24 protein-coding genes and 1 tRNA gene are annotated in these 24,913 nt (G+C 72.0%); 15 read left to right on the top strand and 10 right to left on the bottom strand.

Features of this window, described 5'->3' with window-relative positions; genetic code table 11:
- The first annotated feature begins 253 nt into the window (after positions 1 to 253).
- From nhaA to ACO1BR_RS09530, 4 genes are all read left to right on the top strand, one after another.
- A complete protein-coding gene (gene nhaA / locus ACO1BR_RS09545) occupies positions 254 to 1,606 on the top strand; it encodes a Na+/H+ antiporter NhaA (RefSeq protein ID WP_426794716.1) in 1,353 nt (450 codons plus the stop codon).
- Between the two features lie 44 nt (positions 1,607 to 1,650).
- Complete coding sequence (locus ACO1BR_RS09540; protein WP_426794594.1) at positions 1,651 to 2,103, top strand: phage holin family protein; 453 nt, start codon at positions 1,651 to 1,653, stop codon at positions 2,101 to 2,103.
- 2 nt (positions 2,104 to 2,105) lie between these two features.
- Entirely contained in the window at positions 2,106 to 3,044 is a 939-nt protein-coding gene (locus ACO1BR_RS09535) for an alpha/beta fold hydrolase (protein WP_426794593.1), read from the top strand.
- A gap of 166 nt (positions 3,045 to 3,210) precedes the next feature.
- The gene (locus ACO1BR_RS09530) at positions 3,211 to 3,408 is read left to right on the top strand and encodes a hypothetical protein (RefSeq protein WP_426794592.1); all 198 of its coding nucleotides are present in this window, start codon (positions 3,211 to 3,213) and stop codon (positions 3,406 to 3,408) included.
- Positions 3,409 to 3,495: 87 nt separating this feature from the next.
- Here ACO1BR_RS09530 and ACO1BR_RS09525 read toward each other — a convergent pair whose 3' ends face one another.
- The 3 genes from ACO1BR_RS09525 to nth all read right to left on the bottom strand — a co-directional run bounded on the left by ACO1BR_RS09525 (position 3,496) and on the right by nth (position 6,493).
- Positions 3,496 to 4,695 (bottom strand): MarP family serine protease, encoded by a 1,200-nt coding sequence (locus tag ACO1BR_RS09525; RefSeq protein WP_426794591.1) that lies wholly within the window; start codon positions 4,693 to 4,695, stop codon positions 3,496 to 3,498.
- A gap of 13 nt (positions 4,696 to 4,708) precedes the next feature.
- The gene (locus ACO1BR_RS09520) at positions 4,709 to 5,416 is read right to left on the bottom strand and encodes an NUDIX hydrolase (RefSeq protein WP_426794590.1); all 708 of its coding nucleotides are present in this window, start codon (positions 5,414 to 5,416) and stop codon (positions 4,709 to 4,711) included.
- A 96-nt stretch (positions 5,417 to 5,512) separates the two neighbouring features.
- Positions 5,513 to 6,493 (bottom strand): endonuclease III, encoded by a 981-nt coding sequence (gene nth / locus ACO1BR_RS09515; RefSeq protein ID WP_426794589.1) that lies wholly within the window; start codon positions 6,491 to 6,493, stop codon positions 5,513 to 5,515.
- Positions 6,494 to 6,876: 383 nt separating this feature from the next.
- On the opposite strand from nth, the gene ACO1BR_RS09510 reads away from it, so the two are divergent.
- Together ACO1BR_RS09510 and ACO1BR_RS09505 are read left to right on the top strand one after the other, a co-directional pair.
- A complete protein-coding gene (locus tag ACO1BR_RS09510) occupies positions 6,877 to 7,551 on the top strand; it encodes a Crp/Fnr family transcriptional regulator (RefSeq protein WP_006604164.1) in 675 nt (224 codons plus the stop codon).
- A 113-nt stretch (positions 7,552 to 7,664) separates the two neighbouring features.
- Positions 7,665 to 8,498, top strand: a complete 834-nt coding sequence (locus ACO1BR_RS09505; protein ID WP_426794588.1) for a nucleotidyltransferase domain-containing protein — start codon at positions 7,665 to 7,667, stop codon at positions 8,496 to 8,498.
- Between the two features lie 62 nt (positions 8,499 to 8,560).
- On the opposite strand, the gene ACO1BR_RS09500 is transcribed toward ACO1BR_RS09505, so the two are convergent.
- The 4 genes from ACO1BR_RS09500 to ACO1BR_RS09485 form a co-directional block, all read right to left on the bottom strand.
- Positions 8,561 to 9,391, bottom strand: a complete 831-nt coding sequence (locus ACO1BR_RS09500) for an MBL fold metallo-hydrolase (RefSeq protein ID WP_426794587.1) — start codon at positions 9,389 to 9,391, stop codon at positions 8,561 to 8,563.
- Complete coding sequence (locus ACO1BR_RS09495) at positions 9,388 to 10,302, bottom strand: NUDIX hydrolase (protein ID WP_426794586.1); 915 nt, start codon at positions 10,300 to 10,302, stop codon at positions 9,388 to 9,390. The genes ACO1BR_RS09500 and ACO1BR_RS09495 overlap by 4 nt, the downstream gene beginning before the upstream one ends.
- A gap of 90 nt (positions 10,303 to 10,392) precedes the next feature.
- Positions 10,393 to 10,857 carry a RidA family protein gene (locus ACO1BR_RS09490; protein WP_426794585.1) on the bottom strand — a complete coding sequence of 155 codons (465 nt, stop codon included), beginning with the start codon at positions 10,855 to 10,857 and terminating at the stop codon, positions 10,393 to 10,395.
- Positions 10,854 to 11,012, bottom strand: a complete 159-nt coding sequence (locus tag ACO1BR_RS09485) for a DUF4177 domain-containing protein (RefSeq protein WP_019992579.1) — start codon at positions 11,010 to 11,012, stop codon at positions 10,854 to 10,856. The genes ACO1BR_RS09490 and ACO1BR_RS09485 overlap by 4 nt, the downstream gene beginning before the upstream one ends.
- A gap of 198 nt (positions 11,013 to 11,210) precedes the next feature.
- Between ACO1BR_RS09485 and ACO1BR_RS09480 the strand changes: the two genes are divergently transcribed.
- Both ACO1BR_RS09480 and ACO1BR_RS09475 read left to right on the top strand, forming a co-directional pair.
- Positions 11,211 to 12,188: an ArsA family ATPase gene (locus ACO1BR_RS09480; protein WP_426794584.1), complete on the top strand. Its 978-nt coding sequence runs from the start codon at positions 11,211 to 11,213 to the stop codon at positions 12,186 to 12,188.
- Positions 12,185 to 13,597, top strand: a complete 1,413-nt coding sequence (locus ACO1BR_RS09475) for an ArsA family ATPase (RefSeq protein WP_426794583.1) — start codon at positions 12,185 to 12,187, stop codon at positions 13,595 to 13,597. The genes ACO1BR_RS09480 and ACO1BR_RS09475 overlap by 4 nt, the downstream gene beginning before the upstream one ends.
- Before the next feature lie 59 nt (positions 13,598 to 13,656).
- Here the strand turns inward: ACO1BR_RS09475 and ACO1BR_RS09470 are convergent, their stop codons facing one another.
- On the bottom strand, positions 13,657 to 14,001 hold the full coding sequence (locus ACO1BR_RS09470; RefSeq protein WP_043265402.1) for a WhiB family transcriptional regulator: 345 nt from the start codon (positions 13,999 to 14,001) through the stop codon (positions 13,657 to 13,659).
- Between the two features lie 381 nt (positions 14,002 to 14,382).
- Here ACO1BR_RS09470 and ACO1BR_RS09465 point away from each other — a divergent pair, with 381 nt between their 5' ends.
- The gene (locus ACO1BR_RS09465) at positions 14,383 to 16,572 is read left to right on the top strand and encodes a transglycosylase domain-containing protein (protein WP_426794582.1); all 2,190 of its coding nucleotides are present in this window, start codon (positions 14,383 to 14,385) and stop codon (positions 16,570 to 16,572) included.
- A gap of 136 nt (positions 16,573 to 16,708) precedes the next feature.
- On the opposite strand, the gene ACO1BR_RS09460 is transcribed toward ACO1BR_RS09465, so the two are convergent.
- Entirely contained in the window at positions 16,709 to 17,173 is a 465-nt protein-coding gene (locus ACO1BR_RS09460; RefSeq protein WP_426794581.1) for a GatB/YqeY domain-containing protein, read from the bottom strand.
- Between the two features lie 161 nt (positions 17,174 to 17,334).
- Here ACO1BR_RS09460 and ACO1BR_RS09455 point away from each other — a divergent pair, with 161 nt between their 5' ends.
- The 3 genes from ACO1BR_RS09455 to ACO1BR_RS09445 all read left to right on the top strand — a co-directional run bounded on the left by ACO1BR_RS09455 (position 17,335) and on the right by ACO1BR_RS09445 (position 19,325).
- The gene (locus ACO1BR_RS09455) at positions 17,335 to 18,261 is read left to right on the top strand and encodes a metallophosphoesterase (protein WP_426794580.1); all 927 of its coding nucleotides are present in this window, start codon (positions 17,335 to 17,337) and stop codon (positions 18,259 to 18,261) included.
- A 108-nt stretch (positions 18,262 to 18,369) separates the two neighbouring features.
- Positions 18,370 to 18,443 (top strand) — tRNA-Pro (locus ACO1BR_RS09450).
- Between the two features lie 300 nt (positions 18,444 to 18,743).
- Entirely contained in the window at positions 18,744 to 19,325 is a 582-nt protein-coding gene (locus ACO1BR_RS09445; RefSeq protein WP_426794579.1) for a hypothetical protein, read from the top strand.
- Positions 19,326 to 19,639: 314 nt separating this feature from the next.
- Here the strand turns inward: ACO1BR_RS09445 and ACO1BR_RS09440 are convergent, their stop codons facing one another.
- Positions 19,640 to 21,175, bottom strand: coding sequence for an FAD-dependent monooxygenase (locus tag ACO1BR_RS09440; RefSeq protein ID WP_426794578.1), 1,536 nt, complete (start codon positions 21,173 to 21,175; stop codon positions 19,640 to 19,642).
- A 37-nt stretch (positions 21,176 to 21,212) separates the two neighbouring features.
- On the opposite strand from ACO1BR_RS09440, the gene ACO1BR_RS09435 reads away from it, so the two are divergent.
- The 3 genes from ACO1BR_RS09435 to ACO1BR_RS09425 all read left to right on the top strand — a co-directional run bounded on the left by ACO1BR_RS09435 (position 21,213) and on the right by ACO1BR_RS09425 (position 24,786).
- Positions 21,213 to 21,959 (top strand): TetR/AcrR family transcriptional regulator, encoded by a 747-nt coding sequence (locus ACO1BR_RS09435; RefSeq protein WP_426794577.1) that lies wholly within the window; start codon positions 21,213 to 21,215, stop codon positions 21,957 to 21,959.
- Between the two features lie 83 nt (positions 21,960 to 22,042).
- A complete protein-coding gene (locus ACO1BR_RS09430) occupies positions 22,043 to 22,438 on the top strand; it encodes a hypothetical protein (protein ID WP_426794576.1) in 396 nt (131 codons plus the stop codon).
- A 302-nt stretch (positions 22,439 to 22,740) separates the two neighbouring features.
- Positions 22,741 to 24,786 (top strand): M3 family metallopeptidase, encoded by a 2,046-nt coding sequence (locus ACO1BR_RS09425; RefSeq protein ID WP_426794575.1) that lies wholly within the window; start codon positions 22,741 to 22,743, stop codon positions 24,784 to 24,786.
- The last annotated feature ends 127 nt before the right edge of the window (positions 24,787 to 24,913 follow it).

The following is a 24,913-nucleotide window of genomic DNA, read 5'->3' as shown; positions in this document are numbered from 1 at the left end:
GCTTCCTCCCCCCCCTCCGGCGTTCCCGGGCCGCCGCTCCCCCGGCCGCCGTAAGCCCGAAATGCCCGTAAAGTTAACCCCACGCCTCAACCCCCTGCACCCGCCCGGTAAAGTAGGCACTGCGTCAATGAGGCGCTAAGAAACTCTGGGTGCGCCGGGAAGTCTGGTCGGCAACTGCTATTGCCGTTCACAGCTGCCGGAGGTCAACCGCGTGACTGCGCCCAGCAACCGCCGCTCCATATTCCTCGGCCGGATGCCGCTGCCCGAGCGGAACTACGTCGCCGACGCGCTGCGCGCCGAGACCGTGGGTGGGGTCCTGCTCCTGGTCGCCGCCGTGGCGGCGCTCATCTGGGCCAACACCCTCGGCGGCAGCTACGAAGCCGTCCGCGGCCTGCACATCGGCCCGGCCTCGCTCGGCCTGGACCTCTCCCTCCAGCACTGGGCCGCCAACGGCCTGCTTGCGATCTTCTTCTTCGTCGCCGGCATCGAGCTCAAGCGCGAACTGGTCGCCGGCGAGCTGCGCGACCGCAAGGCCGCCGCCCTCCCCGTCGTCGCCGCGCTCTGCGGAATGGCCACGCCCGCCGTCGTCTACTTCACCGTCAACGCGCTCGGCGGCGGCTCCCTCAGGGGCTGGGCGGTCCCCACCGCCACCGACATCGCCTTCGCACTCGCCGTCCTCGCGGTCATCGGCACGTCTCTGCCGTCCGCGCTGCGCGCCTTCCTGCTCACCCTCGCCGTCGTCGACGACCTCTTCGCGATACTGATCATCGCGATCTTCTTCACCTCGAAGATCAATTTCCTGGCGCTCGGCTTCGCCGCCGTCGGCCTGATGGTCTTCTACCTGCTGCTGCGCAGGGGCGTCCGCGGCTGGTACGTCTACCTCCCACTCGCCGCGGTGATCTGGGCCCTGATGGAGAACAGCGGGGTGCACGCCACCATCGCCGGCGTCGCCATGGGCCTGATGCTGCGCTGCCACCGCCGCGACGGCGAGACCCAGTCGCCCGGTGAGCACATCGAGCACCTGGTCCGCCCGCTGTCGGCCGGCCTCGCCGTACCGCTCTTCGCGCTGTTCTCCGCAGGTGTGTCCATATCCGGCGGCGCGGTCCACGACGTCTTCACCCGGCCCGAGACGCTGGGCGTGGTCCTCGGCCTGATAGTGGGCAAGTCGCTCGGGATATTCGGCGGCACGTGGTTCACCGCCCGCTTCACCAGAGCCGAACTCAACCCCGACCTCAGATGGCCGGACGTCTTCGCCGTCGCCTCCCTGGCCGGCATCGGCTTCACCGTCTCCCTGCTCATCGGCGAGCTGGCCTTCGCCAAGGACCTGGTACTGGCCGACGAGATCAAGGCGTCGGTCCTGATCGGCTCGCTGCTCGCGGCCCTCTTCGCCGGCATCCTCCTCAAGATCCGCAACAACAAGTACCGCCGCCTCTGCGACGAGGAGGAGCGCGACGAGGACCAGGACGGCATCCCCGACATCTACGAACTCGACAAGCCGGAGTACCACCTGCGGATGGCCGAGATCCTCGAAGCGAAGGCCGCGGAGCACCGGCGTCTGGCCGAAGTGGCCTCCGGCGCCCGCGCCGGGGACGATGGTCCGGCATGATCTGAGAGGCTTTGCATCCAGGAGAAGAGAAGAGGGAGACGGCGATGAGCGCAGCCGACGACGGTGGGGACCGCAGCCTCGGGCAGCTGGTGGCCACGGCGACCGCCGAGATGTCCGCGCTGGTGCACGACGAGATCGCGCTGGCCAAGGCCGAGCTGCGGCAGGACGCCAAGCGGGCGGGCATCGGCAGTGCCGCGTTCGTCGTGGCGGGCGCACTGGCGCTGTTCGCACTGCCGGTACTGAGTTTCGCGGCGGCGTACGGCATCCACAACCTCGGGCTCGGGCTCGCCTGGTCGTTCCTGATCGTGGGCGGTGCCTTCCTGGTCATCGCCGCACTGCTGATCCTCATCGCGCTGGCCAAGCTCAAGAAGATCAAGAAGCCGGAGAAGTCGATCGCCTCCGCCAAGGAGACCGCGGCCGTCCTCCAGAACGCCAGGCCGCACCCGCGCGAAGAGCTCCCGGACCACCCGGTCCTGGAGTCTGTGACACGCTCGTAGTTATGACAGCCCCTGACAGCACCGCCGCGGTCGTCCAGCTCGACGTCCCCGGTGGGCGCGAGGTGACGCACCGGGACGTCGCGGCGAACGGCGCGCGCTTCCACATCGCCGAGATGGGCGACGGCCCGCTGGTGCTGCTGCTGCACGGCTTCCCGCAGTTCTGGTGGACCTGGCGGCACCAGCTCCCGGCGCTGGCCGACGCGGGCTTCCGCGCGGTCGCCATGGACCTGCGCGGCGTCGGCGGCAGCGACCGCACCCCGCGCGGCTACGACCCGGCGAACCTCGCGCTCGACATCACCGGCGTCATCCGCTCGCTCGGCGAGCCGGACGCCGCGCTCGTCGGCCACGACCTGGGCGGATACCTGGCCTGGACGGCCGCGGTGATGCGGCCCAAGCTGGTGCGCCGGCTCGCGGTGGCGTCGATGCCGCATCCGCGGCGCTGGCGGGCCGCGATGCTCGCCGACGTCCGGCAGAGCGCGCGCAGCTCGCACATCTGGGGCTTCCAGCAGCCCTGGCTGCCGGAGCGCCGACTGCTGGCCGACGACGCGGCGTTGGTCGGCCGGATGATCCGCGACTGGTCCGGCCCCCGGCTCCCGGAGGACGACACGGTCGAGGTCTACCAGCGGGCGATGAGCATCCCCTCGACGGCGCACTGCTCGATCGAGCCGTACCGCTGGATGGTCCGCTCGATGGCCCGCCCCGACGGCATCCAGTTCAACCGCCGGATGAAGCTGCCCGTACGGGTACCGACCCTGCATCTGCACGGCTCGCTGGACCCTGTGATGCGCACCCGCAGCGCCGCCGGCTCCGGCGAGTACGTGGAAGCCCCGTACCGCTGGCGGCTCTTCGACGGCCTCGGGCACTGGCCCCACGAGGAGGACCCGGTGGCCTTCTCCACGGAGCTGGTCAACTGGCTGAAGGACCCGGAGCCGGACCGCTGACGACGCCCACCGGGTCCGCCGTGCGGAACGCGGGGCACCGCTGAGCGAACACCCGGCCGGGGCACTGCGAACGTTCGTCTGACGAACAGCCAATTGCCTCGCGCATAGGCCAATTGGCCCCCTCCGAGGCGGTTACGGACCATGGGCCACGGGCAGAGTCGAAGGTATGGGCTGGACGCACGACTACCGTGACGTGGCACGCAACCGCCGCAGCAGTGCCGCTGCAGTGGGCACTCAGGACAGGGGCACCCCGGATCTCAGGTCCGGTCCGTCCCGCGACGCGGCGCACCCGATGGGCATCCCGCGCATCCTGCGCCGCAGAGCACGCTGGATGAGCGCGCGGCTGCGCCATCCCCGCAGCTGACCCGCGTCGGCGCGCGCCGCGCGGGCGCCGCCCGGACCGGGCCGCGCCCCGTCCGCACCGGATCGGTTCGCGGCCCAGGCCCCGGCCTCAGATCGCGCAGCCCTCCGTGTCGACCTGCTGGGTCGCCGTACGCCCCTTGGCGATGTCCTGGCGGACCTCGTCGGCCGTCAGCGCATAGCCGGTGTGCGAGTCGTCCAGCGACTTCGCGAAGACCACGCCGTAGACGTCGCCCTTCGTCGTCAGCAGCGGGCCGCCGGAGTTGCCCTGCCGGACCGTGGCGTAGAGGGAGTAGACATCGCGGCCGATCGTGCCGCGGTGGTAGATGTCCGGGCCGTTGGCCTGGATACGGCCGCGGATCCGGGCCGGGCGGACGTCGTAGGAGCCGTTCTCCGGGAAGCCGGCGACGATGGCGCTGTTGCCGGTCGCGGCGTCCTTCGAGGCGAACTTCAGCTCCGGGGCGCGCAGCTGCGGGACGTCCAGGACCGCGATGTCGCGCTCCCAGTCGTAGAGCACGACCTTGGCGTTCAGCGGCAGCCCCTCGCCGCCCACCTGGACCTTCGGGTCGGTGACACCGCCGACGACGTGGGCGTTGGTCATCACCCGGTGTGGCGCGAACACGAAGCCGCTGCCCTCCAGGACCTTGCCGCAGCTGGGCGCCCTGCCGACGATCTTGACGATGCTGTGCTTGGCGTCCGCCGCGACCGCGCCGTTGGCCAGCTGCGGGTCGGGCGCCGGGACCGAGGTGATCGGCTCGTTGGAGAACGGCGTGAAGACCTGCGGGAAGCCGTTCTGCGCGAGCGCCGAGGAGAAGTCCGCGAACCAGGTGCTGGCCTGCGGGGGCATGACCTGGGAGACGCCCAGCAGCACCTTGGAGTTGCGGACCTCCTTGCTGAGCGTCGGCAGGGACGTCCCGGCGAGGGCGGAGCCGATCAGCCAGGCGACCAGCAGCATCGCCATGACGTTGACCAGCGCGCCGCCGGTCGCGTCCAGCGCCCGCGCCGGTGTCCAGGTGATGTGGCGGCGCAGTTTGTTGCCGAGGTGGGTGGTGAGCGCCTGGCCCACGGACGCGCAGACGATCACGATGGCGACCGCCGCGATGGCCGCGAAGGTGCCGGGTTTGGCGTCGTCGGTGACCTCGTTCCAGATCACGGGCAGCAGATACACCGCGATCAGGCCACCCCCGAGGAAGCCGATCACGGACAGGATGCCGACGACGAAGCCTTGCCGGTACCCGACGATCGCGAACCACACGGCCGCGATCAGCAGCAGAATGTCCAGGACGTTCACGCCGGACACCGTCTCACGAGCGCCAGTCGAGCGGGACCTGCTTGTCGCGGTCCCATGCAATCTCCCAGCCCGCGTAGTGCAGGATCCGGTCGATCACTCCGGCGGTAAAACCCCAGACCAGGGCGTTCTCGACACGGAACGCCGGGCCGGTGTGGCCGCTGGGGTGGCGCGTGGTGACCCGATGCGCGGGGTCCGTGAGATCCGCCACGGGAACCGTGAAGACCCGCGCGGTCTCCGCCCGGTCCACCACGCCCACCGGGCTCGGCGTACGCCACCAGCCCAGGACGGGCGTCACGACGAAGCCGCTGACCGGGATGTAGAGCCGCGGCAACACCCCGAAGACCTGGACCCCGGACGGATCGAGGCCGGTCTCCTCCTGGGCCTCCCGCAGCGCCGCCCGCACCGGACCGGGCCCGTCCGGGTCACCGTCCTGCGGGTCGAGCGCGCCGCCGGGGAAGGAGGGCTGACCAGCATGGGAGCGCAGGGTGCCGGCCCGCTCCATCAGGAGCAGCTCCGGCCCGCGGGGGCCGTGGCCGAAGAGGATCAGCACCGCGGACTGCCGGCCGCCGTCCTCCGGCGGCAGGAACCTGCTGAGCTGGCGCGGCTCTATCGTTCCCGCCGCACGGGCCACCGGGGCCAGCCACTCGGGCAGGCCCTCGGCCGTGACCGTGACCTCCCGGCCGGCCGCCGCCTCGCCGTACTGCTCCCGTGCACTCGTCATACGCGCCCCCTCAGGCATCGCGTCGATGGTCGGTGTCCCCTCGTGGAGCGGTCCCCGTGGCCCTGCGGTCACGGCGCTCGGTCCTGGCGTTCGCCGTTACGCGCTCGCCAGCGGGGGCGCGGGCTGCCCCGGATAGCCGGCCGGCGGTTTCAGCCGCTGCCCCGGCTGGCCGCCCAGCTCGTACTTGAGCAGCTTCCTCGCCTTGTCCGGGTCCGTCTCGCCCTCGCCGTACGCGGGGCACAGTGGGGCGATGGGGCAGGCCCCGCAGGCGGGCTTGCGGGAGTGGCAGACGCGGCGGCCGTGGAAGACGACGCGGTGCGAGAGCATCGTCCATTCGCTCTTCGGGAAGATCGCCGCGACATCGGCCTCGACCTTCTCGGGGTCCTCCTGGGTCGTCCAGCCGAAGCGGCGGGCCAGCCGGCCGAAGTGCGTGTCGACGGTGATGCCGGGGACGCCGAAGGCATTGCCGAGCACCACGTTGGCGGTCTTGCGGCCGACGCCGGGGAGCGTGACGAGATCCTCCAGGCGGCCCGGGACCTCGCCGCCGAAGCGGTCGCGCAGCGCGGTGGAGAGGCCGATCAGGGACTTCGCCTTGGCGCGGAAGAAGCCGGTCGGCCGGATCAGCTCCTCCAGCTCCTCCGGGGCGATCGCGGCCATGTCCTCGGGCGTCGGGCAGACGGCGAACAGCCTCGGGGTGGTCTGGTTGACCCTCAGGTCGGTGGTCTGCGCGGAGAGGACCGTCGCGACCAGCAGCTCGAAGGGGTTGGTGAAGTCCAGCTCCGGATGGGCGTACGGATACAGCTCGGCCAGCTCGCGGTTGATCCGGCGGGCCCGCCGCACCATCGCCACCCGCGACTCCGGCTTGCGCGCGGCCGCCTTCCGGGCGGGGGACGCGGTGACCGCCTTCTTCGCCACGGTCTTCTTGGCCGCCGCCTTCTTCGCCACCGTCTTCTTGGCGGGTGCCGCGGCCGTCGACGCAGCCGTCGACGCGGCCCTCTTCGCGGGCGCCTTCTTGGCCGGGGCCTTCTTCGCGGCGGCCTTCCCGGCCGTTGCCCGCTTCGCGGGGGATTCCGCCACGGACGCCTCCTTTGCCTCGGGTTGCGACGCGCCGGACGGGCGCTTCGCCGGCTTACGCCCGGTCGTCACCCTGGAGGGCGATTTGCTACTTTTATCTGTATTCAAGACGCCTGTGGGACACTGTTCGCCCACAGCGGAATCGCGTCCTGCGCTCACTCTGTCGGCCCCCCAGTCCTCTGCTCTCACCGGCGTATTGGACACTCGGCCAGACTAAGGCCACCCACTGACATCCGACCCGATCACCAGGATTCGTGACCCCAATCGGCCCCCTGCCGTATGGCTCGGGCCACGGGTCCGGCAAACTTGTGATTGATCGCACTGTTTTGCATTCCGGCATGATGGGGACCACAGTCCCCCGGAGCATGTCGACAAGGAGAGATCTCGTGGACGACGTTCTGCGGCGCGCACCGCTCTTCGCGGCGCTCGATGACGAGCAGGCGGCCGAGCTGCGCGCCTCGATGGGAGAGGTCACGCTCGCCCGCGGCGACGCCCTGTTCCACGAAGGGGACCCCGGCGACCGCCTCTACGTGGTCACCGAGGGCAAGGTGAAGCTGCACCGCACCTCCCCGGACGGTCGGGAGAACATGCTCGCCGTGCTCGGCCCGGGTGAGCTGATCGGTGAGCTCTCGCTCTTCGACCCGGGCCCCCGTACGGCCACCGCCTCCGCCCTCACGGAGGTCAAGCTGCTCGGCTTGGGCCACGGCGACCTCCAGCCCTGGCTCAACGCCCGCCCCGAGGTGGCCACCGCCCTGCTGCGCGCGGTCGCCCGGCGGCTGCGCAAGACCAACGACCAGATGTCCGACCTGGTCTTCTCGGACGTGCCGGGCCGCGTGGCGCGCGCCCTGCTCGACCTGTCGCGCCGCTTCGGTGTGCAGTCCGAGGAAGGCATCCATGTCGTGCACGACCTGACACAGGAGGAGCTGGCCCAGCTGGTCGGCGCCTCCCGGGAGACCGTCAACAAGGCGCTCGCGGACTTCGCGGGCCGCGGCTGGCTGCGCCTGGAGGCGCGCGCCGTGATCCTGCTGGACGTCGAGCGGCTGGCCAAGCGCTCGCGCTGACGCCTCCCGTCCACGCCACCACACCAAGGGCCCCGCTCCGGCGGGGCCCTTGGCCGTGCGCGCGCCGGACAACGCGCTCGCGGCCCGCCGCCCCGCCCCTCCATAGTGGCGCCATGGACAGCGACAGCGGCCCCCACGGCCCCGGACTCGACCAGGACGGCTGCTTCGTACGGGAAGGAGCCCTCGACCGTGTGCCGGCGGCGTTCGCACCCGTGGTGGCGAGGCTGGCCGACCGCCTGACCGCCGGCTTCCCGCCCGGCAGGGTGGTCAGCAGCTATCTCTACGGCAGCATCCCGCGCGGCACCGCCGTCCCCGGGGTGTCCGACCTCGACGCACTCCTCGTCCTGCGGGACGAGCCCGTTGACGCCGACAGGGCCGCCGCCCGGGCCGTCGAGGCGGAGCTGGACGCCGCCTTCCCGCAGATCGACGGCGCAGGGATCCTGCTGATCGGGCGGGACCGGCTGCTCGGCGAGCAGGAGCGGTACGACGGGGCCTGGTTCGTGGCCTGCCTGTGCACCCCGCTCAGCGGGCCGGACGTGACCGCCGGGCTGCCCCCCTACCGCCCCACCTCGCTGCTCGCCCGGGAGACCAACGGCGACCTCTTCCGCCGGCTGCCGGGCCTGCGCGAGCGGGCCGCCGCGGTCGCCTCCGGGGAGGAGCGCACCCGGCTGACCCGCGGGGTGGCCCGGAACCTCGTACGGACCGGGTTCACCCTGGTGATGCCGCGCTGGGGCGGCTGGACCAGCGACCTCGCCGAGTCCGCCGAGGTGTTCGGCCGCTACTACCCGGCGCACGCCGAGCAGATGCGCGCCGCGGCACGCGCCGCCCGGACGCCCGCCGCCTGCCCCGGGCTGCTGACCGAGCTGCTCTCCGGGCTCGCGCCGTGGCTCGCGGAGGAGTACCTGGCCGTCCACGGGGCGAAGGCCCCCCGCCCGCAGGCGCCCTGACGCGGCCTCCGCCCCGGGTGACCTGGATCAGCCCGTGCTCGGCTAGATCAGCCCGTGCTCGGCTAGATCAGCCCGTGCTCGTCCAGGTAGTCCAGCTGGGCCCGCACCGACAGCTCGGCGGCCGGCCACAGGGAGCGGTCGACGTCCGCGTACACGCTCGCCACGACCTCGGCGGGGGTGCGGTGGCCGGCCTCGACCGCGGTCTCCACCTGGGCGAGCCGGTGGGCCCGGTGCGCGAGGTAGAACTCCACCGCCCCCTGGGCGTCGTTCAGCACCGGCCCGTGGCCCGGCAGGACCGTGGAGACGCCGTCGTCGACGGTGAGGGAGCGCAGCCGGCGCAGCGAGTCCAGGTAGTCGCCCAGCCGGCCGTCGGGGTGTGCGACCAGGGTGGTGCCGCGCCCCAGGATCGTGTCGCCCGTCAGGACCGCGCCGTCGGCGGGCAGGTGGAAGGAGAGCGAGTCCGCGGTGTGCCCCGGGGTGGGCACCACCCTCAGCTCCAGGCCCCCGGTGGTGATGACATCGCCCGCTTCGAGCCCCTCGTCCCCCAGGCGCAGCGCCGGGTCCAGCGCCCGTACGGAGGTGCCGGTCAGCTCGGCGAAGCGCGCGGCTCCGTCGGCGTGATCGGGGTGCCCGTGGGTGAGCAGGGTCAACGCGACGCGCTGCCCGGCCCGTTCGGCGGTGTCGATGACGGCACGGAGGTGGCCCTCATCGAGCGGCCCGGGGTCGATGACGACGGCGAGGCCGGAGTCCGGCTCGGCGACGATCCAGGTGTTGGTGCCGTCCAGCGTCATCGCCGACGGGTTCGGGGCCAGGACGCAGTACGCGCGCGGGGTGGCCCGGCCCGAGACGACTTCGCCGCGGGGCTGGCCCGGGAGGGCGGCTGCTTCGGTCATGCGGGGGTTCCTCCCGAGGGGCCGGTGGTGGCCGACGGCCCGTCGCCGGTCGTCGCGATGTGCTTGGTGAACTCGTCGTGGCCCGGCCAGCTCAGCACGATCTCGTCACCCACCAGGCGGGCCCTGGCCAGCACCGGCGTGAGGTCCTGCGCCGCCGCCGCGGCCAGCGCGTCCGCGGCGGCGGCGTACGGCTGGAGCGCGCGCAGCGTGGAGATCGTCGGCGGCATCATCAGCAGCTCGCCGCGGTCGTAGCCGGCGGCGGCCTCCTCGGGCCGGATCCACACCGTGCGGTCCGCCTCCGTGGAGGCGTTCCGGGTGTGCTGGCCCTCGGGGAGCACCGCGACGAAGAAGAACGTGTCGTAGCGGCGCGGTTCGAACTCCGGGGTGATCCAGCGCGCCCAGGCGGCCAGCAGGTCGGACCGCAGCACCAGCCCGCGGCGCCGCAGGAATGCGGCGAAGGACAGCTCGTGGGCGACCAGCGCCGCGCGGTCCGCCTCCCAGTCCTCGCCGGTGGTGTCCGCGACGACCGTGGTGGCCGAGTCCCCGGCGAGCAGCACGCCCGCCTCCTCGAAGGTCTCGCGCACCGCGGCGCAGACGATGGCCTGCGCGGTGGCCGGTTCGACGCCCAGCCGCACCGCCCATTCGGCGCGCGAGGGCCCCGCCCACTCCACCGGGCGCTCGTCACGCGGGTCGACGGAGCCGCCCGGATAGGCGTACGCGCCTCCGGCGAAGGCCATGGAGGCGCGTCTGCGCAGCATGTGGACGGCGGGGCCGCCGGTACCGGTGTCCCGCAGCAGCAGGACCGTGGCGGCCCTGCGGGGCGCGGCCGGCGTCAGCTCGCCGTGGGCGAGCGCCCGGATACGGTCCGGCCATTCCGGCGGATACCACTGGCCATTGGTCGTCGACGACATGGCCGGATGCTATGCGCTCGCGCGCGGATGTTCGAGGGTCCCTCAGGTGCGAGGGCGGCATCCGGACGCGAGCGCACCACGGGCGAGCCGCTATTCGGCGACCTCGACCAGGATCTCCACCTCGACCGGCGCGTCCAGCGGCAGCACCGCCACACCGACCGCGGAGCGGGCGTGCACGCCCTTGTCGCCCAGGATCTCGCCGAGCAGCTCGCTGGCGCCGTTGACGATGCCCGGCTGCCCGGTGAAGTCCGGCGCGGAGGCCACGAACCCGACGACCTTCACGACCCGGACGATCTTGTCGAGGTCGCCGATGACGGACTTCACGGCGGCCAGCGCGTTCAGCGCGCAGACCGCGGCGAGTTCCTTGCCCTGCTCGGGGCTGACCTCGGCACCGACCTTGCCGGTGACGGGCAGCGAGCCGGCCACCATGGGCAGCTGGCCGGAGGTGTGGACGTACGCGCCGGAGCGCACCGCGGGCTGGTACGTGGCCAGCGGAGGCACGACCTCCGGCAGCTTCAGGCCCAGCGACGCGATCTTGTCCTCGACGCCGCTCACGGCTTCTCCCGCTTCAGGTAGGCCACCAACTGCTCGGGGTTGTTCGGGCCGGGCACGACCTGGACCAGCTCCCAGCCGTCCTCGCCCCAGGTGTCCAGAATCTGCTTGGTCGCGTGCACGAGCAGCGGCACGGTCGCGTATTCCCACTTGGTCATGGCCCGAGCGTAATGCCTGCGCCCGGCCGCGCCGCCGCCGCCCGACCCCGGCCGCGCCGCCGCCCCGCCCGGGCCCTGCCACAGCGCCCCCTAGGGCACATCCCTGACGCCGTCCCCGACAGGCGCGCGGCGGATCTCCGGGTAGCCCCGGGCGTATCCCGTGCGTAGCCGGGACGCGGACTGGTTAGGCTCCTTGGCGTGAGCAGGCTCCATGTCGTCAGCGGCAAGGGCGGCACCGGCAAGACCACGGTCGCCGCTGCCCTCGCCCTCGCCCTGGCCACCGAAGGGCGCCGTACCCTCCTGGTCGAGGTCGAGGGCCGGCAGGGCATTGCCCAGCTGTTCGAGACCGAGGCGCTTCCCTACGAGGAGCGCAAGATCGCCGTGGCCCCGGGCGGCGGGGAGGTGCACGCCCTCGCGATCGACGCCGAGCGCGCCCTGCTGGACTACCTCCAGATGTTCTACAAGCTCGGCAGCGCCGGCCGCGCCCTGAAGAAGCTCGGCGCGATCGACTTCGCCACCACCATCGCGCCCGGCCTGCGGGACGTGCTGCTGACCGGCAAGGCGTGCGAGGCCGTCCGCCGCAAGGACAAGAGCGGCGCGTTCGTCTACGACGCGGTGGTGATGGACGCCCCGCCCACCGGCCGCGTCACCCGGTTCCTGAACGTGAACGACGAGGTCGCCGGCCTGGCCAAGATCGGCCCGATCCACAATCAGGCGCAGGCCGTGATGCGGGTCCTCAAGTCGCCCGAGACCGCGGTGCATCTGGTGACCCTCCTGGAGGAGATGCCCGTCCAGGAGACCGCCGACGGCATCGCCGAGCTGCGCGCCGCCAACATCCCCGTGGGCGGCGTCGTCATCAACATGACCCGCCCCGCCCTGCTGGACAACGGCGACCTCGACATCGCCGCCCGCGGGGCCCGTACGGGCATCGCCAAGGCGCTGTCCCAGGCCGGTCTGGGCGGCGCCCGCCGCGGCGGCCTCGCCGACCGCCTGATCGACCCCCTGCTGGAGCAGGCGCGCGAGCACGCCGAGCGGGTCGAGCTGGAGCGTGCCGAGTACGCCGAGCTGACCGCGCTCGGCCTGCCCACCTACGAGTTGGGGCTGCTCCCCGAGGGAGTGGACCTCGCCGGGCTCTACGGCCTGGCCAGAGACCTGCGGAGACAGGGGCCCATATGACCTCGGACGACACGACGCTGGACGCCTCGGCCCCGTGGCTGGAGGTCGACGCCGTGATCGACGATCCGCGCACCCGCATCGTGGTGTGCTGCGGCTCGGGCGGCGTCGGCAAGACCACCACCGCCGCGGCGCTGGGCGTGCGCGCCGCCGAGCGCGGCCGGAAGGTCGTGGTGCTCACCATCGACCCGGCCCGGCGGCTGGCGCAGTCCATGGGCATCTCGGAGCTCGACAACGTCCCGCGCCGGGTCAAGGGCGTCGACGAGACCGCGGGCGGCGAACTGCACGCGATGATGCTGGACATGAAGCGCACCTTCGACGAGATCGTCGAGGGCCATGCGGACGCCGAGCGGGCCCGCGCCATCCTGGAGAACCCCTTCTACCAGTCCCTGTCGGCCGGTTTCGCGGGCACCCAGGAATACATGGCCATGGAGAAACTCGGCCAGCTCCGCGCGCACGACGAGTGGGACCTGATCGTCGTCGACACCCCGCCGAGCCGTTCCGCGCTGGACTTCCTCGACGCGCCCAAGCGCCTGGGCTCCTTCCTGGACGGCAAGTTCATCCGGATCCTGATGGCGCCCGCGAAGGTCGGCGGCCGGGCCGGCATGAAGTTCCTCAATGTCGGCATGTCGATGATGACCGGCACCCTCAGCAAGCTGATGGGCGGCCAACTCCTCCGCGACGTCCAGACGTTCGTGGCCGCCATGGACACCATGTTCGGCGGCTTCCGCACCCGCGCGGACGCCACGTACCGGCTGCTCCAGGCGCCCGGTACGGCGTTCCTGGTGGTGGCCGCGCCGGAGCGGGACGCGCTGCGCGAGGCGGCGTACTTCGTCGAGCGGCTGGCTGCCGAGCAGATGCCGCTGGCCGGTCTCGTCCTGAACCGCGTGCACGGCAGCGGCGCGGCCCAGTTGAGCGCCGAGCGCGCGCTGGCCGCCGCGGAGGCCCTGACGGAGACGCTGGTCACGGAGAGGGACGCGGACGGGGACCCGGCCGCTGATCCGGACGCCGCAGAGGCGAGCCGGCCCTCCGGCGGTACCGCCCCCAACTCCCCTTCCGACGACCCGAGTTCCCCGGTCGTCGAAAATCTTGGGCCGGGCGGCATTGTGGATCTCGACGGCGGGAAGACTGGATCACGTACCGCCGGCGGCCTCTCCCCCGCTGCCCCGGCGGAGCAGGCGTCATCACCTTCGGCCTCGGCAGCACAACTCGCCGCCGGGCTGCTGCGGTTGCACGCGGAACGTATGCAGGTCCTCGCGCGCGAACGGCGCACCCGTGACCGCTTTACCGCGCTGCATCCCGAGGTCCCGGTCGCGCAGGTCGCGGCGCTGCCCGGCGACGTCCACGACCTCACGGGCCTGCGCGCGATCGGCGACCGCCTGGCCGTGCGGCCCGACGACGCCGACGCCTGAACCGCAGCGGCGAACGGCCGCGGCGGCGACATGACCGCACATGCGGTCCGGCGGGCGGCCTATCCGACCGCGGCGTACTCGTCGTCGAACACCTCGTCCTCGCAGTCCACCGGCAGGATGCCGGTGCTGCGCTCGTATTCCGTACGTGCTGTCTCCAACAGGCGGCGCCACGACGTCACGGTCGGGCGGCGGCGCAGCAGCGCCCTCCGCTCGCGTTCGGTCATTCCGCCCCACACACCGAACTCCACCCGGTTGTCCAGGGCATCGGCCAGGCACTCCGTGCGCACCGGACACCCGGTGCACACCGCCTTGGCGCGGTTCTGCGCCGCCCCCTGCACGAAAAGTTCATCCGGATCGGTAGTGCGGCAGGCTGCCTGTGCACTCCAGTCGGTTACCCAGCCCATGCTGGCGCCGTCCTCTCCCGAATCGAGGCTCCCCCACGGCGGCAAACGGCATATTCACCGTTGCCAGTTGAGGACGTTACGGAAGGCGGGCAGGGCGCAACACCCCCTTCGGGCCCAATCTTGAATGGCCCGAACGGACTATGCGTACGCGGCAGATCACCCAACGGAGTGACCGGACGACATACGTCACTTACCTCCCAAGCGGGACACTTCGCTGTGATGACAAGGGATTTATGGCACACAGCGGGCATGTGGGGCACAGCCCGAGGAGGGAGTAGGGGTTGACGAACCGAGGTGTGGCCGTTCCGCAGTGACGGATGGGAACAGGCTAAACGAACAGGTGCGCCCCTGTCCGGCGATTGAGAACGTAGGCTGCTCCCCATGGCTAAGAAGCGCGTGGGCGGAGGTCGGTCCAAGACCCAGCAGGCCGCCAAGTTCCTCGGTGTCAGCGTCCTCGCCGGAGCGGTACTGGCCGGCATCGCGCTCCCGGCGGCCGGCGCGCTCGGCCTCGCGGCCAAGACATCCGTCCAGGGCTTCGACGACATCCCGGCCAACCTCAGGACGCCGCCGCTCAGTCAGCGCACCACCATCCTGGACGCCGACGGCGGCGAGATCGCGAAGGTCTACTCCCGCGACCGCACGGTCGTCGGCCTCAAGGGCATGTCGCCCTACATCCAGCAGGCGATCGTCGCGATCGAGGACGCCCGCTTCTACAAGCACGGCGCCATCGACCTCAAGGGCATCCTGCGCGCGGTCAACAAGAACGCCCAGTCCGGCGGCGTCGCCCAGGGCGCCTCCACGCTGACCCAGCAGTACGTGAAGAACGTCTTCATCGAGGAGGCCGGCGACAACCCGGACAAGGTCGCGCAGGCCACCCAGCAGACGATCGGCCGCAAGGTCAAGGAGCTGAAGTACGCGATCCAGTTGGAGGAGAAGCTCGGCAAGCGCAAGATCCTGCAGAACTACCTCAACATCACGTTCTTCGGTGAGCAGGCGTACGGCGTCGAGGCCGCGGCCCAGCGCTACTTCAGCAAGCCCGCCAAGGACCTGAGCCTGGAGGAGTCGGCCCTGCTGGCCGGCATCGTGCAGTCGCCGAGCCGCTACGACCCGGTCAACCACCTCCACGAGGCGACCGTGCGCCGCAACACCGTGCTGCGGCGGATGGCCGACCTCAAGGACATCACCCGCGCACAGGCCGACGCCGCCGCCGCGAGGCCGATCCAGCTGAAGGTCAGCCGCCCGCAGAACGGCTGCATCACCGCCGGCAGCGGCGCCGGCTTCTTCTGCGACTACGTCCGCGAGGTGCTGCTCAACGACAGGACGTTCGGCACGACCCGCGAGATCCGCTCGCAGCGCTGGAACGAGGGCGGGCTGACCATCCGCACCACCCTCGACCCGCAGACCCAGAAGTCGATCCAGGCATCGCTGAGCAAGCACGTCTACGACGACGACCCGGTGGCCGCCGCCGCGACCGTCGTCCAACCGGGCACCGGCAAGATCCTCGGCATGGGCCAGTCCCGGCCGTACGGCTTCGGCACGAACCAGACCCAGATCAACCTCTCGGTCAACCACAGCATGGGCGGCGGCGCCGGCTACCAGCCCGGCTCGACCTTCAAGCCGGTGATCGCGGCGGCGGCCCTGGAACAGGGCACCAGCCCGTACCAGCAGTACCCCTCGCCGTACAAGATGCCGTACCCGAGCCCGGTCCAGACCTGCACCGGCGAGTGGCAGGGCCACGACAGCGCCGAAAACGAGAACCCGCAGGAACACGGCCCGTACGCGATGAAGGAGGCGACCGCGAAGTCGGTCAACACCTACTACGTGCAGCTGATCAGCGACATGGGCATCTGCCCCGCGGTCAAGATGGCCGAGAAGATGGGCATCCAGCGGGCCGACGGCAAGCCTCTGAAGCAGGTTCCCTCCATGGCCCTCGGCGGCCAGGAGATGTCCCCGCTGACCATGGCCGGGGCGTACGCCACCTTCGCCAACGAGGGCACGTACTGCTCCCCGGTCGCCATCGAGTCGATCACCGACGCCCAGGGCCGGTCGCTGAAGGTCCCGCAGACCAGCTGCCACAACGCGATGTCCAAGAAGACCGCCGACACGGTCAACACCCTCCTCAAGGGCGTCGTCGAGGACGGCACCGGCAAGGAGGCCGGCCTCCAGGGCCGCGACAGCGCCGGCAAGACCGGAACGACGGACAACCGCTACGCCGCCTGGTTCGTGGGCTACACCCCGAACGCGGCCGGCGCGGTCTGGGTCGGCGACCCGCGGCACCAGCGCCAGATGTACAACATCACCATCGGCGGCGTCGCGCACGACAAGGTCTACGGCGCGGACACCCCGGGCCCCATCTGGCGCGACGCGATGTCCGGCGCGCTGGCGGGCCGCCCCGCGCCGGCACTGCCCACCGTCCCGATCGACGACCCCGCGGGCGGCGACGGCGACAAGAACCAGGGGCAGGACAAGCCCAAGCCGAACCCCGGCCACGGCGGCGACAACAAGCCCGGGGGCGGCTGGCACCTTCCGGGCTTCCCCGACATCCTGGGCGGCCTCAACGGAGGCTGGTGACCCGCCGGGCGGCCCCCGCCCACGAGCCCGCCGGCTCCACCGCGGCACACGGCACTCCACCACGGCATCCAGAAGGGGCGCCCTCATCACGAGGGCGCCCCTTCCGCGCTTCCGTTTCCGCGTTTCCGTCCGGCCCTCAGCCGGCGAGCAGCTTCTTCACCACCGCGGCGACCCGGCCGCCGTCGGCCCGGCCCGCCACCTGCGGGTTGACGATCTTCATCACGGCGCCCATCGCGCGCGGCCCCTCGGCACCGGCCTCCCGGGCCTCCGCCACGGCCGCAGCGACCAGCTGCTCCAGCTCGTCATCGGTCAGCGGCTTGGGCAGATACACGGCGAGCAGTTCGCCCTCCGCCCGCTCCCGCTCCGCGGAGTCGGCCCGGCCGGCCTTGTCGAACGCCTCCGCGGCCTCCCGGCGCTTCTTCGCCTCCCGCGCGATGATCTTCTCGACCTCGCCATCGGACAGCTCACGCGCCTGGGTGCCGGCCACCTCCTCCTTCTGGATGGCGGTCAGCGTGAGACGGAGGGTGGCGGAACGCAACTCGTCACGCGCCTTGATCGCAGTGGTGAGGTCGTCCCGGAGCTTGGCCTTGAGCGTGGTCATGCCGTCGAGTATGCCCTCACCCACGGGCAACCGCCGCGCCTTTTCCCCGCCGCGCGCCCCGTCCCCCCGCCCCCTCCCGAGGACCCCTGCCACGCCCCCGTCCCCGTCCCGACGATCAAGGGCCGCTCCCCACCCCACCGCCACTCTGCGACCATGGACACATGCGCGCGCGATACGGAGTACCCCTGTCCCTGACCGCAGTCGGTGCGGCCGGCCTGGCCTATGCCGCCGGCTTCGAAGCCCGCTCCTTCCGCCTGCGGCGCGTCACTGTGCCCGTACTGCCCCGCGGTATGCGGCCGTTGCGCGTCCTCCAGGTCTCCGACATCCACATGGTCAGCGGGCAGCGCAAGAAACAGCGCTGGCTCCAGTCGCTCGCCGGGCTCCGCCCCGACTTCGTCGTCAACACCGGCGACAACCTCTCCGACCCCGAGGCCGTGCCCGAGACCCTGGACGCCCTCGGCCCCCTGATGGAGTTCCCCGGCGCCTACGTCTTCGGCTCCAACGACTACTACGGCCCCCGGCTGCGCAACCCCGCCCGCTATCTGCTGGAGAAGGTCCAGGGCCGGCACGGCCTGAACGGCAACGCCCCCGTCGTCGGCGCCGTCCACAACCCCTGGGAAGACCTGCGCGACGCCTTCGACGCGGCCGGCTGGGTCGGCCTCTCCAACTCCCGCGGGCGCCTCAAGCTGGAGGGCGCCGAGATCGCGCTGACCGGCCTGGACGACCCGCACATCAAGCGCGACCGCTACGCCGAGGTCGCCGGCGGCCCGGAGTCCGGCGCCGATCTCTCCGTGGCCGTCGTCCACGCCCCGTACCTGCGCTCCCTGGACGCCTTCACCGGCGACGGCTACCCGCTGATCCTCGCCGGCCACACCCACGGCGGCCAGCTCTGCGTCCCCTTCTACGGCGCCCTCGTCACCAACTGCGACATCGACACCCGGCGCGCCAAGGGCCTCTCCAGCCACACCGCCGACGGCCATACCTCCTACCTCCATGTCTCCGCCGGCTGCGGCACCAACCGCTACACCCCGGTCCGCTTCGCCTGCCCCCCGGAAGCCACCCTGCTCACCCTCACCCCCCACGACTGACCGCCCCGAAGGCCGCCGGCCGGGGCCCTTCCACCACCCCGGCCCCGGCCTCCCCGGAACCGGATTTCACCTACGGGGATCAGTCCGCTAAAGTAGAGCTCGTTGCTTCGGGGTGTAGCGCAGCTTGGCAGCGCGCTTCGTTCGGGACGAAGAGGTCGTGGGTTCAAATCCCGCCACCCCGACTGAAGGAACACAGGTAAGAGGCACCGGCTCACGTGAGTCGGTGCCTCTCCTGCGTTGTGCGGGATCAACTCCGTGACCGGGGCTCCGGATTCGCCCGGCCCGGCCGGGCGCGGGATCTTTTCGCGGGGGATGCCGCTGTCCGGCAGCGTCGAGACGGGGACCATGGCGCAGCTCACACGGCGGGCATGGTTCCACCGCGGGCCGCCCGGTTCCCGGTCCGCGTCATCCGGGCTTCCCGGGCCGGGGTCCCGGCGAAATCTCCCTGCGTACCGGCCCCGGGGTGTCCTACCGTTCCGTGCATGACCGCGATCAGCCCCGAGAACCCGCTGACCCCCGAAGACGCTCAGGCGTTGCTTGCCCTGCTCCCGGCCCGGGTAGAGATCGAGCGGGGCATGAGTGATCGGGAACTCGATCGCGTCGAGGAGCGGTGGGGCTTCCGTTTCGCTCCGGAGCACCGGACGCTGCTGGGTGCCGGGCTGCCGACGGGGAGCCGTGGCTGGCCTGACTGGCGGGACGGTGACCCGGAGGACCTGGCGGGGCGGTTGGCCTGGCCGGTGGAGGGAGTGCTGTTCGACGTCGAGCACAACCGCTTCTGGCATCCGGACTGGAGTCCGCGGCCGGCAGGCACGGAGGAAGCCCTGGAAGCGGCTCGCGCGTACTTGGCCGAGGTCCCGGTCATGGCGCCGGTCTACTCGCACCGGTACTTGCTGGCCGATCCGCACCGCACGGGTACGCCGGTGCTGTCGATGCACCAGACGGACATCATTTACTACGGCACCGATCTGGTCGACTACTTCCACCACGAGTTCGGCCGGCCCGTGCCCACGCCCGAGGACCATCGGTACGCCACGATCCCGTTCTGGTCCTTCTTCGTCGAATGACCTCGCGGTGGGGAATCGCCTCGCGGTGGGGAGTGAGCTTGCGGCGGGGAGTGAGCTTGCGGCCAGGAGTTCGGGGCGAGGAGGTCGTGGACGCGCGTCCCGCCCCCGGTCGAAGGAGCGCCACCAGGCCAGGGGCCTGATCCGCGAGGGCGGGGCGGGCCCCTGACGTGTGTACCGGGCCTTTGGGGCGCCTGGTCCGGCCATCGCGGTCGGGAGGTGGCGCCGGAAGCGGTCTGCGGTGCGTTGCCGCTCGCCCGCTGGCCGCCTTCGTACCGTGGGCCAGGGCCTTCCGGTCCTGGCCCGTCGGACGGACCCTAGGTTCCGGCGAATTCGGGCGCGCCGTTGCGGCCGTTCAGCAGCGCGGTGAACGCCTCGGTGGCCGCGGCGGGGTCCGCGCCCCGCCAGGCGACGATGTGGTCCGGCCTGATGAGCAGGGACTGTCCGGCGGGCAGGAAGTCCACGTCGAGGCGGTGCACGGCGAGGCCGGGGTGTCCGGTCGTGGGGTGCGGGGTGCGGCTGCCGGTCAGCAGGGCCCAGCCGGGTCCGGCGAGGTCGAGTGTCGACCGGGTGCGGGCCCGGTCGAGCCAGCGGTGGGGAATGCGGGTGCCGACCCGGCCGGCGGGGCTGAACTCGGTGATCGGTTCGGGGTCGTCGGTCTTCTCCGGGTCGTTGCAGAGGGCTCCCTCGGTGTACTGGAAGCCGCCCGCGGTCAGGACGAAGGGGTGGGCGAGCGCCGGGTCGGGAGCCGACGCCCAGTCACGGAGGTTCAGGGTGCGGCGACTTGACTGGTCGGCGGCGAACCAGCCGGCCGGGCGACGTTCCGCGTCGTAGCTGTCCAGCAGCGCCGGTGCCGCGTGGCCGCGGAGGACCGCGGCGAGTTTCCAGCCCAGGTTGTGCGCGTCGGCGATGCCGGTGTTGGCGCCGCTGGCGGCGAAGGGCGGCATGACGTGTGCGGCGTCGCCGGCCAGGTGGACACGGCCGGCGGTGTAGCGGTCGGCGACGAGCATCTCGGACTGCCACGGCAGGACGCTGCGGACTTCGAGGTCCGGGACGGGCACGCCGAGGGCGGCGCGGAGCAGGGCGGGCCAGTCGCGGTCGTTGGCACTGCCGCTGCCCATGAACACCCAGCGGCGCCGGCCGTCGACCGATGCCAGTGCGCCGGGCGCGTCGGGGTGCTCGATCTGGCAGAGGTTGAACTCCCGGCCGCGGACGATCTCGCCGAGGTCGGCGTGGAAGTAGACGTTCACGCTCGGGTCGCCCAGGGTGCCGCGGCCCGAGCGGGCGATGCCCAGTGCCTGGCGTATGGGGCTGCGGGCGCCGTCGGCGGCGACCAGGTAGCGCGCCCGCAGTCGCGAGCGGCCCCCGTCGCCGCGGTCGAGGAGATCGGCGGCCACCTCGTCGTCGTGCTGCTCGAAGGCGACGAGTTCGGTCTCGAAGCGCACCGCGGCCCCGGCTTCGACCGCGGCCTCGCGCAGCACCGGTTCCAGCACGTCCTGGGCGATCAGGCAGGCGGCCGCCGGGCTGACGTCGGCGAAGCCCCCGTTCGGGCCCGCCGGTTGCCACGGCGGCAGTTGCTCGGCCTCGGCGAGCGTCCGCCCCGCGGCCATGCGGTCGTGGCCGGCGAGATCGCGTGCCGCGTGGTGGACCAGCTCGGCCAGTCCGAGTTCCCGGAAGATCTCCATGCTGCGTATGTGGAAACGGCGGGCCTTGGGCTGCGGCGAGGTGGTCGCGCGCTTCTCCACCACCGTCACCGCCACCCCGTGGTGGCGCAGCACCAATGCGGCGGTGAGGCCGACCAGTCCGCCGCCCACCACGAGCACCTCAGAAGTCTGTGTACGTTGTCCACTCATGGTGGACAACGTACACCAACGTTAGAGTGAGTCCACCATGACTTCTTCCGAGCGCCGGCCCGTTCCTGGCGGGCTGGTGTGGTTCGACGAGCCCACACCCCCGCGCGCCACCGAGCAGCTCAGCCGCGAGCGCATCGTGAACGCCGCGGTGGAGCTGGCCGACGACCAGGTGCCCGGCGAGATCACCATGCGGGCGCTCGCCGCCCGGCTGGGCGTACGCAGCCCCATGGCCCTGTACCGCTACGTCGGCAGCAAGGACGGCCTGGTCGACCTCATGACCGACCAGGTCTACGGCCAGATCACCGTGCCGCAGGGGCACGGCTGGCGGCAGGCGCTCCAGGGACTCGGCCGTACCGGCTGGGACGCGGTGCAGCGCCACCCCTGGTTCGCGCGCCTCGCCTTCACCCGTCCCCCCATGGGGCCCCACGCCCTCCACCTCTACGACGCCGCGCTCGCCGAACTCGCACCGTTCGGGCTCGACGCGACCACCCGCATGGGGTTCGTCAAGACCGTGCTCGGCCACGTCCTGGGTTCCGGGCTCGCGCTGCTGGAGGAACAGACCATGCGCGCCCGGGTGGGACTGCGCTCCGACAGCGACCTGGAGGCCGCCGCGGCCCCCTATCTCGCGCGCATCGCCGCCGCGGGCGAGCACCCCCACTTCATCGGCTGGGCCACCGATCCCCAGCGCCTCGCCCCGGAGCCCCAGTCCTTCGAGCAGGTCCTGGAATGGCTCCTCGACGGGCTCGCCACCCTGCTCCCGCCGGAGGACCGCCCCCCGGCCTGACGGCCCCAACCGTCGGCCGCATGCCGTAAGTTGGCCCGGTGAAACCTGGGTTACGCGAACGGTGGCGGCGGCAGCCACCGTGGGTGCGCGGAGCGCTCGCGCTGTACGGGATCGGCTTCTTCCAGGGAGCCTGCTGGCACATCGTCGATCTGGCGCGCGGCGGGATCCACGGCTACGCGCCCTTCGCCCCGCTCCCGTTGCGCGTGTTCTTCGCCTGCCTGCTCGTCCTCGACCCGCTGCTCGTCGTGCTGGTGGGGCGGGTGCGGCCGGCCGGCGTGCCGCTGGCGGGCGGCGTCATGGTGCTCGACACCGCCGCGAACTGGATCGTCAACTGGCCGCAGGTGCACCGGGATCCGGCGTTGCTGCTGCGCCCGGTGGGACTGCTGCCCATCACGCTCTTCTGCGTGTTCGTCCTCGCGACGCAGGTGCCGCTGCTGCGCGCCATCGGAGGGGGCGGGCGGACACAGGGGCGGTACTGACCCCCGGGGCGGACGCGTGGGCCGCACTGCCCCCGGGGCGGAGGCGTGGCCCGTACTACTCCCGGGGCGCGCCCGTTGGCCGCAGCGGACGGCGCCCCGTCCCGGCCCGCGGGTTCGGTCCGGCCGCTCCGTCCCGGTGGTCCCGGTGATCCCGATGGTCGCGGTGGCGTCCCGATGGCGTCCCGCGATGCGTCGCCAACTGCCGTGCACAACCGCCGGACCGGCTCCTGTTCCCCCGCGTAGTGTCGCGTGTCATGACTTCTGCGAAGAGTTCCCCACCGGCTTCCGCAGTACCCGCGCCGATGGCCACCGACGCGGCCCCGCTGATGCCGAACCCTTTCTTCACGCCGAGTGAACTGCCCTATGAACTCCCGCCGTTCGCCCATATCCGGCACGAGCACTTCCTGCCCGCCTTCGAACGCGGTATGGCCGACCAGCTGGCCGAAGTCGCCGCCATCGGGGGCAGCGACGCGCCCCCGACGTTCGAGAACACCGTGGAGGCGCTGGAGCGCAGCGGCGCGGTGCTGTTCCGGGTGTCGCGGGTGTTCTTCAACAAGACCAACGCGGACACCGATGACGCGACACAGGCGCTGGAGGCCGAGATCGTCCCGCGGCTGTCCGCCCATGAGGACGTCGTACTCCTCGATCCCGCCCTGTTCGCCCGGCTGGAGACGCTCCACGAGCAGCGCGACCACCTGGGGCTGGACGGTGAGCAGCGGCGACTGCTGGAGCGCCACCATGCCCTGCGGGTCCGGGCCGGGGCGCGGCTGGCACCCGAACAGCAGGCCCGGCTGCGGGAGTTGAATGCCAAGATCGCCGCCCTGTGCACCGAGTTCGGGAAGAACCTGCGGGTCGACACCGCGGCGGCCGCGCTGGTGGTGGAGCGCGCCGAGGAGTTGGCCGGTCTGCCGAAGGACGACATCGCCGCCGCGGCGCAGAGCGCCCGGGATCTCGGACACGACGGCCACTACGTGCTCGGCCTGCGCAACTTCACCAACCCACCACAGCTCGCCTTCCTGGAGGACCCGGCGCTGCGCGAGCGGCTGCTCACCGCCTCCCTGGAGCGCGGCCTCACCAGCAACGGCCCGCTCGCCGTCGCCGTGGCCACGCTGCGCGCCGAGCGCGCCGCGCTGCTCGGCTATCCGCACCACGCCGCCTGGCAGGTCGCCGACCAGACCGCCGGTACGACCGGTGCCGTCGAGGAGATGCTGGGCAAGCTGATCGGCCCGGCCCTCGCCCACGCCGAGCGCGAGGGCGCCGCGCTGGCCGAGGCGGCGGGCGTGGCGGAGGTCCGCGCGGCCGACTGGCAGTACTACGCCGAGCGGGTCCGCAAGGAGCGGTTCGACCTCGACGCCGCCGCGCTGCGTCCCTATCTGGAGCTGGAGAGGGTCCTGCGCGACGGCGTCTTCCACGCCGCCACCCTGGTCTACGGGGTCAGCTTCACCGAGCGCCCCGATCTGGTGGCGTACCACCCGGACGCCCGGGTCTTCGAGGTGCACAACGCCGACGGCAGCCCCGTCGGCCTGTACATCGGCGACTTCCACGCCCGGGAGTCCAAGCGGGGCGGCGCCTGGATGAACGAGCTGGTGCTCCAGTCCCGGCTGCTGGACCAGCGCTCCGTGGTCGTCAACAACCTGAACATCCCCAAGCCTCCGGCCGGCGACCCCGTACTTCTGACCTGGCCCGAAGTCATCACGCTCTTCCACGAGTTCGGGCACGCGCTGCACGGGTTGTTCTCGGACGTCTGCTATCCGCTGCTGGCGGGCACCAAGGTGCCGCGCGACTTCGTCGAATTCCCTTCCCAGGTCAACGAGATGTGGGCGGAGTGGCCCGAGGTCCTCGCCCATTACGCCCGGCACCACCGCACCGGCGAGCCGATGCCGCCCGAGCTGCCGGCCAAGCTGCGCGAGGCGGAACGGTTCGGCGAGGGCTTCGACAGCGTGGAGCACCTGGCCGCCGCGCTGCTGGACTGGTCCTGGCACACCCTCCCCGCCACCGAACTGCCGGACAAGGACGGCACCGCGGCGTTCGAGGCCGCCGCGCTGGAGCGCCACGGCCTGGCCCGGCCCGCCATCCCGCCGCGCTACCGGACCGGCTACTTTGCCCATGTCTTCGGCGGCGGCTACGCGGCCGGCTACTACGGCTACCGCTGGGCGGAAGTACTGGACGCGGACACCGTGCGCTGGTTCCGGGAGAACGGCCGGACGGTCCGCGAGAGCGGCGAGATCTTCCGCCGCGAACTGCTCGGCAGGGGCAACAGCGTCGACCCGATGGAGGCGTTCCACGCGGTGGTCGGCCACGCCCCGGACATCGGACCGCTGCTGGCCAGGCGGGGCGCGGAGGGTTAGCGGAGGGCAGCGGAGGCGTCGCGGAGGGTTGGCGGAGGCGCCGGCGGAACGGAGGAGCCCGCGCTCCACCCCCGCGGGCCCCTCTGCCACTTCTCCTCCTTCTTCTACTCCGCTGCCACTTCTCCTA

The sequence above is a fragment of the Streptomyces sp. YGL11-2 genome, from assembly GCF_050054615.1.
In the GTDB taxonomy this organism is placed as follows: domain Bacteria; phylum Actinomycetota; class Actinomycetes; order Streptomycetales; family Streptomycetaceae; genus Streptomyces.
This window is presented reverse-complemented; position numbering and strand designations above follow the sequence as displayed.

Coding starts and splice junctions, on each gene's coding strand:
- nhaA (WP_426794716.1), top strand. CDS start 254: ATGCCGCTGCCCGAGCGGAACTACGTCGCCGACGCGCTGCGCGCCGAG.
- ACO1BR_RS09540 (WP_426794594.1), top strand. CDS start 1,651: ATGAGCGCAGCCGACGACGGTGGGGACCGCAGCCTCGGGCAGCTGGTG.
- ACO1BR_RS09535 (WP_426794593.1), top strand. CDS start 2,106: ATGACAGCCCCTGACAGCACCGCCGCGGTCGTCCAGCTCGACGTCCCC.
- ACO1BR_RS09530 (WP_426794592.1), top strand. CDS start 3,211: ATGGGCTGGACGCACGACTACCGTGACGTGGCACGCAACCGCCGCAGC.
- ACO1BR_RS09520 (WP_426794590.1), bottom strand. CDS start 5,416: ATGACGAGTGCACGGGAGCAGTACGGCGAGGCGGCGGCCGGCCGGGAG.
- ACO1BR_RS09505 (WP_426794588.1), top strand. CDS start 7,665: ATGGACAGCGACAGCGGCCCCCACGGCCCCGGACTCGACCAGGACGGC.
- ACO1BR_RS09500 (WP_426794587.1), bottom strand. CDS start 9,391: ATGACCGAAGCAGCCGCCCTCCCGGGCCAGCCCCGCGGCGAAGTCGTC.
- ACO1BR_RS09495 (WP_426794586.1), bottom strand. CDS start 10,302: ATGTCGTCGACGACCAATGGCCAGTGGTATCCGCCGGAATGGCCGGAC.
- ACO1BR_RS09485 (WP_019992579.1), bottom strand. CDS start 11,012: ATGACCAAGTGGGAATACGCGACCGTGCCGCTGCTCGTGCACGCGACC.
- ACO1BR_RS09475 (WP_426794583.1), top strand. CDS start 12,185: ATGACCTCGGACGACACGACGCTGGACGCCTCGGCCCCGTGGCTGGAG.
- ACO1BR_RS09470 (WP_043265402.1), bottom strand. CDS start 14,001: ATGGGCTGGGTAACCGACTGGAGTGCACAGGCAGCCTGCCGCACTACC.
- ACO1BR_RS09465 (WP_426794582.1), top strand. CDS start 14,383: ATGGCTAAGAAGCGCGTGGGCGGAGGTCGGTCCAAGACCCAGCAGGCC.
- ACO1BR_RS09460 (WP_426794581.1), bottom strand. CDS start 17,173: ATGACCACGCTCAAGGCCAAGCTCCGGGACGACCTCACCACTGCGATC.
- ACO1BR_RS09455 (WP_426794580.1), top strand. CDS start 17,335: ATGCGCGCGCGATACGGAGTACCCCTGTCCCTGACCGCAGTCGGTGCG.
- ACO1BR_RS09445 (WP_426794579.1), top strand. CDS start 18,744: ATGACCGCGATCAGCCCCGAGAACCCGCTGACCCCCGAAGACGCTCAG.
- ACO1BR_RS09440 (WP_426794578.1), bottom strand. CDS start 21,175: ATGAGTGGACAACGTACACAGACTTCTGAGGTGCTCGTGGTGGGCGGC.
- ACO1BR_RS09435 (WP_426794577.1), top strand. CDS start 21,213: ATGACTTCTTCCGAGCGCCGGCCCGTTCCTGGCGGGCTGGTGTGGTTC.
- ACO1BR_RS09425 (WP_426794575.1), top strand. CDS start 22,741: ATGGCCACCGACGCGGCCCCGCTGATGCCGAACCCTTTCTTCACGCCG.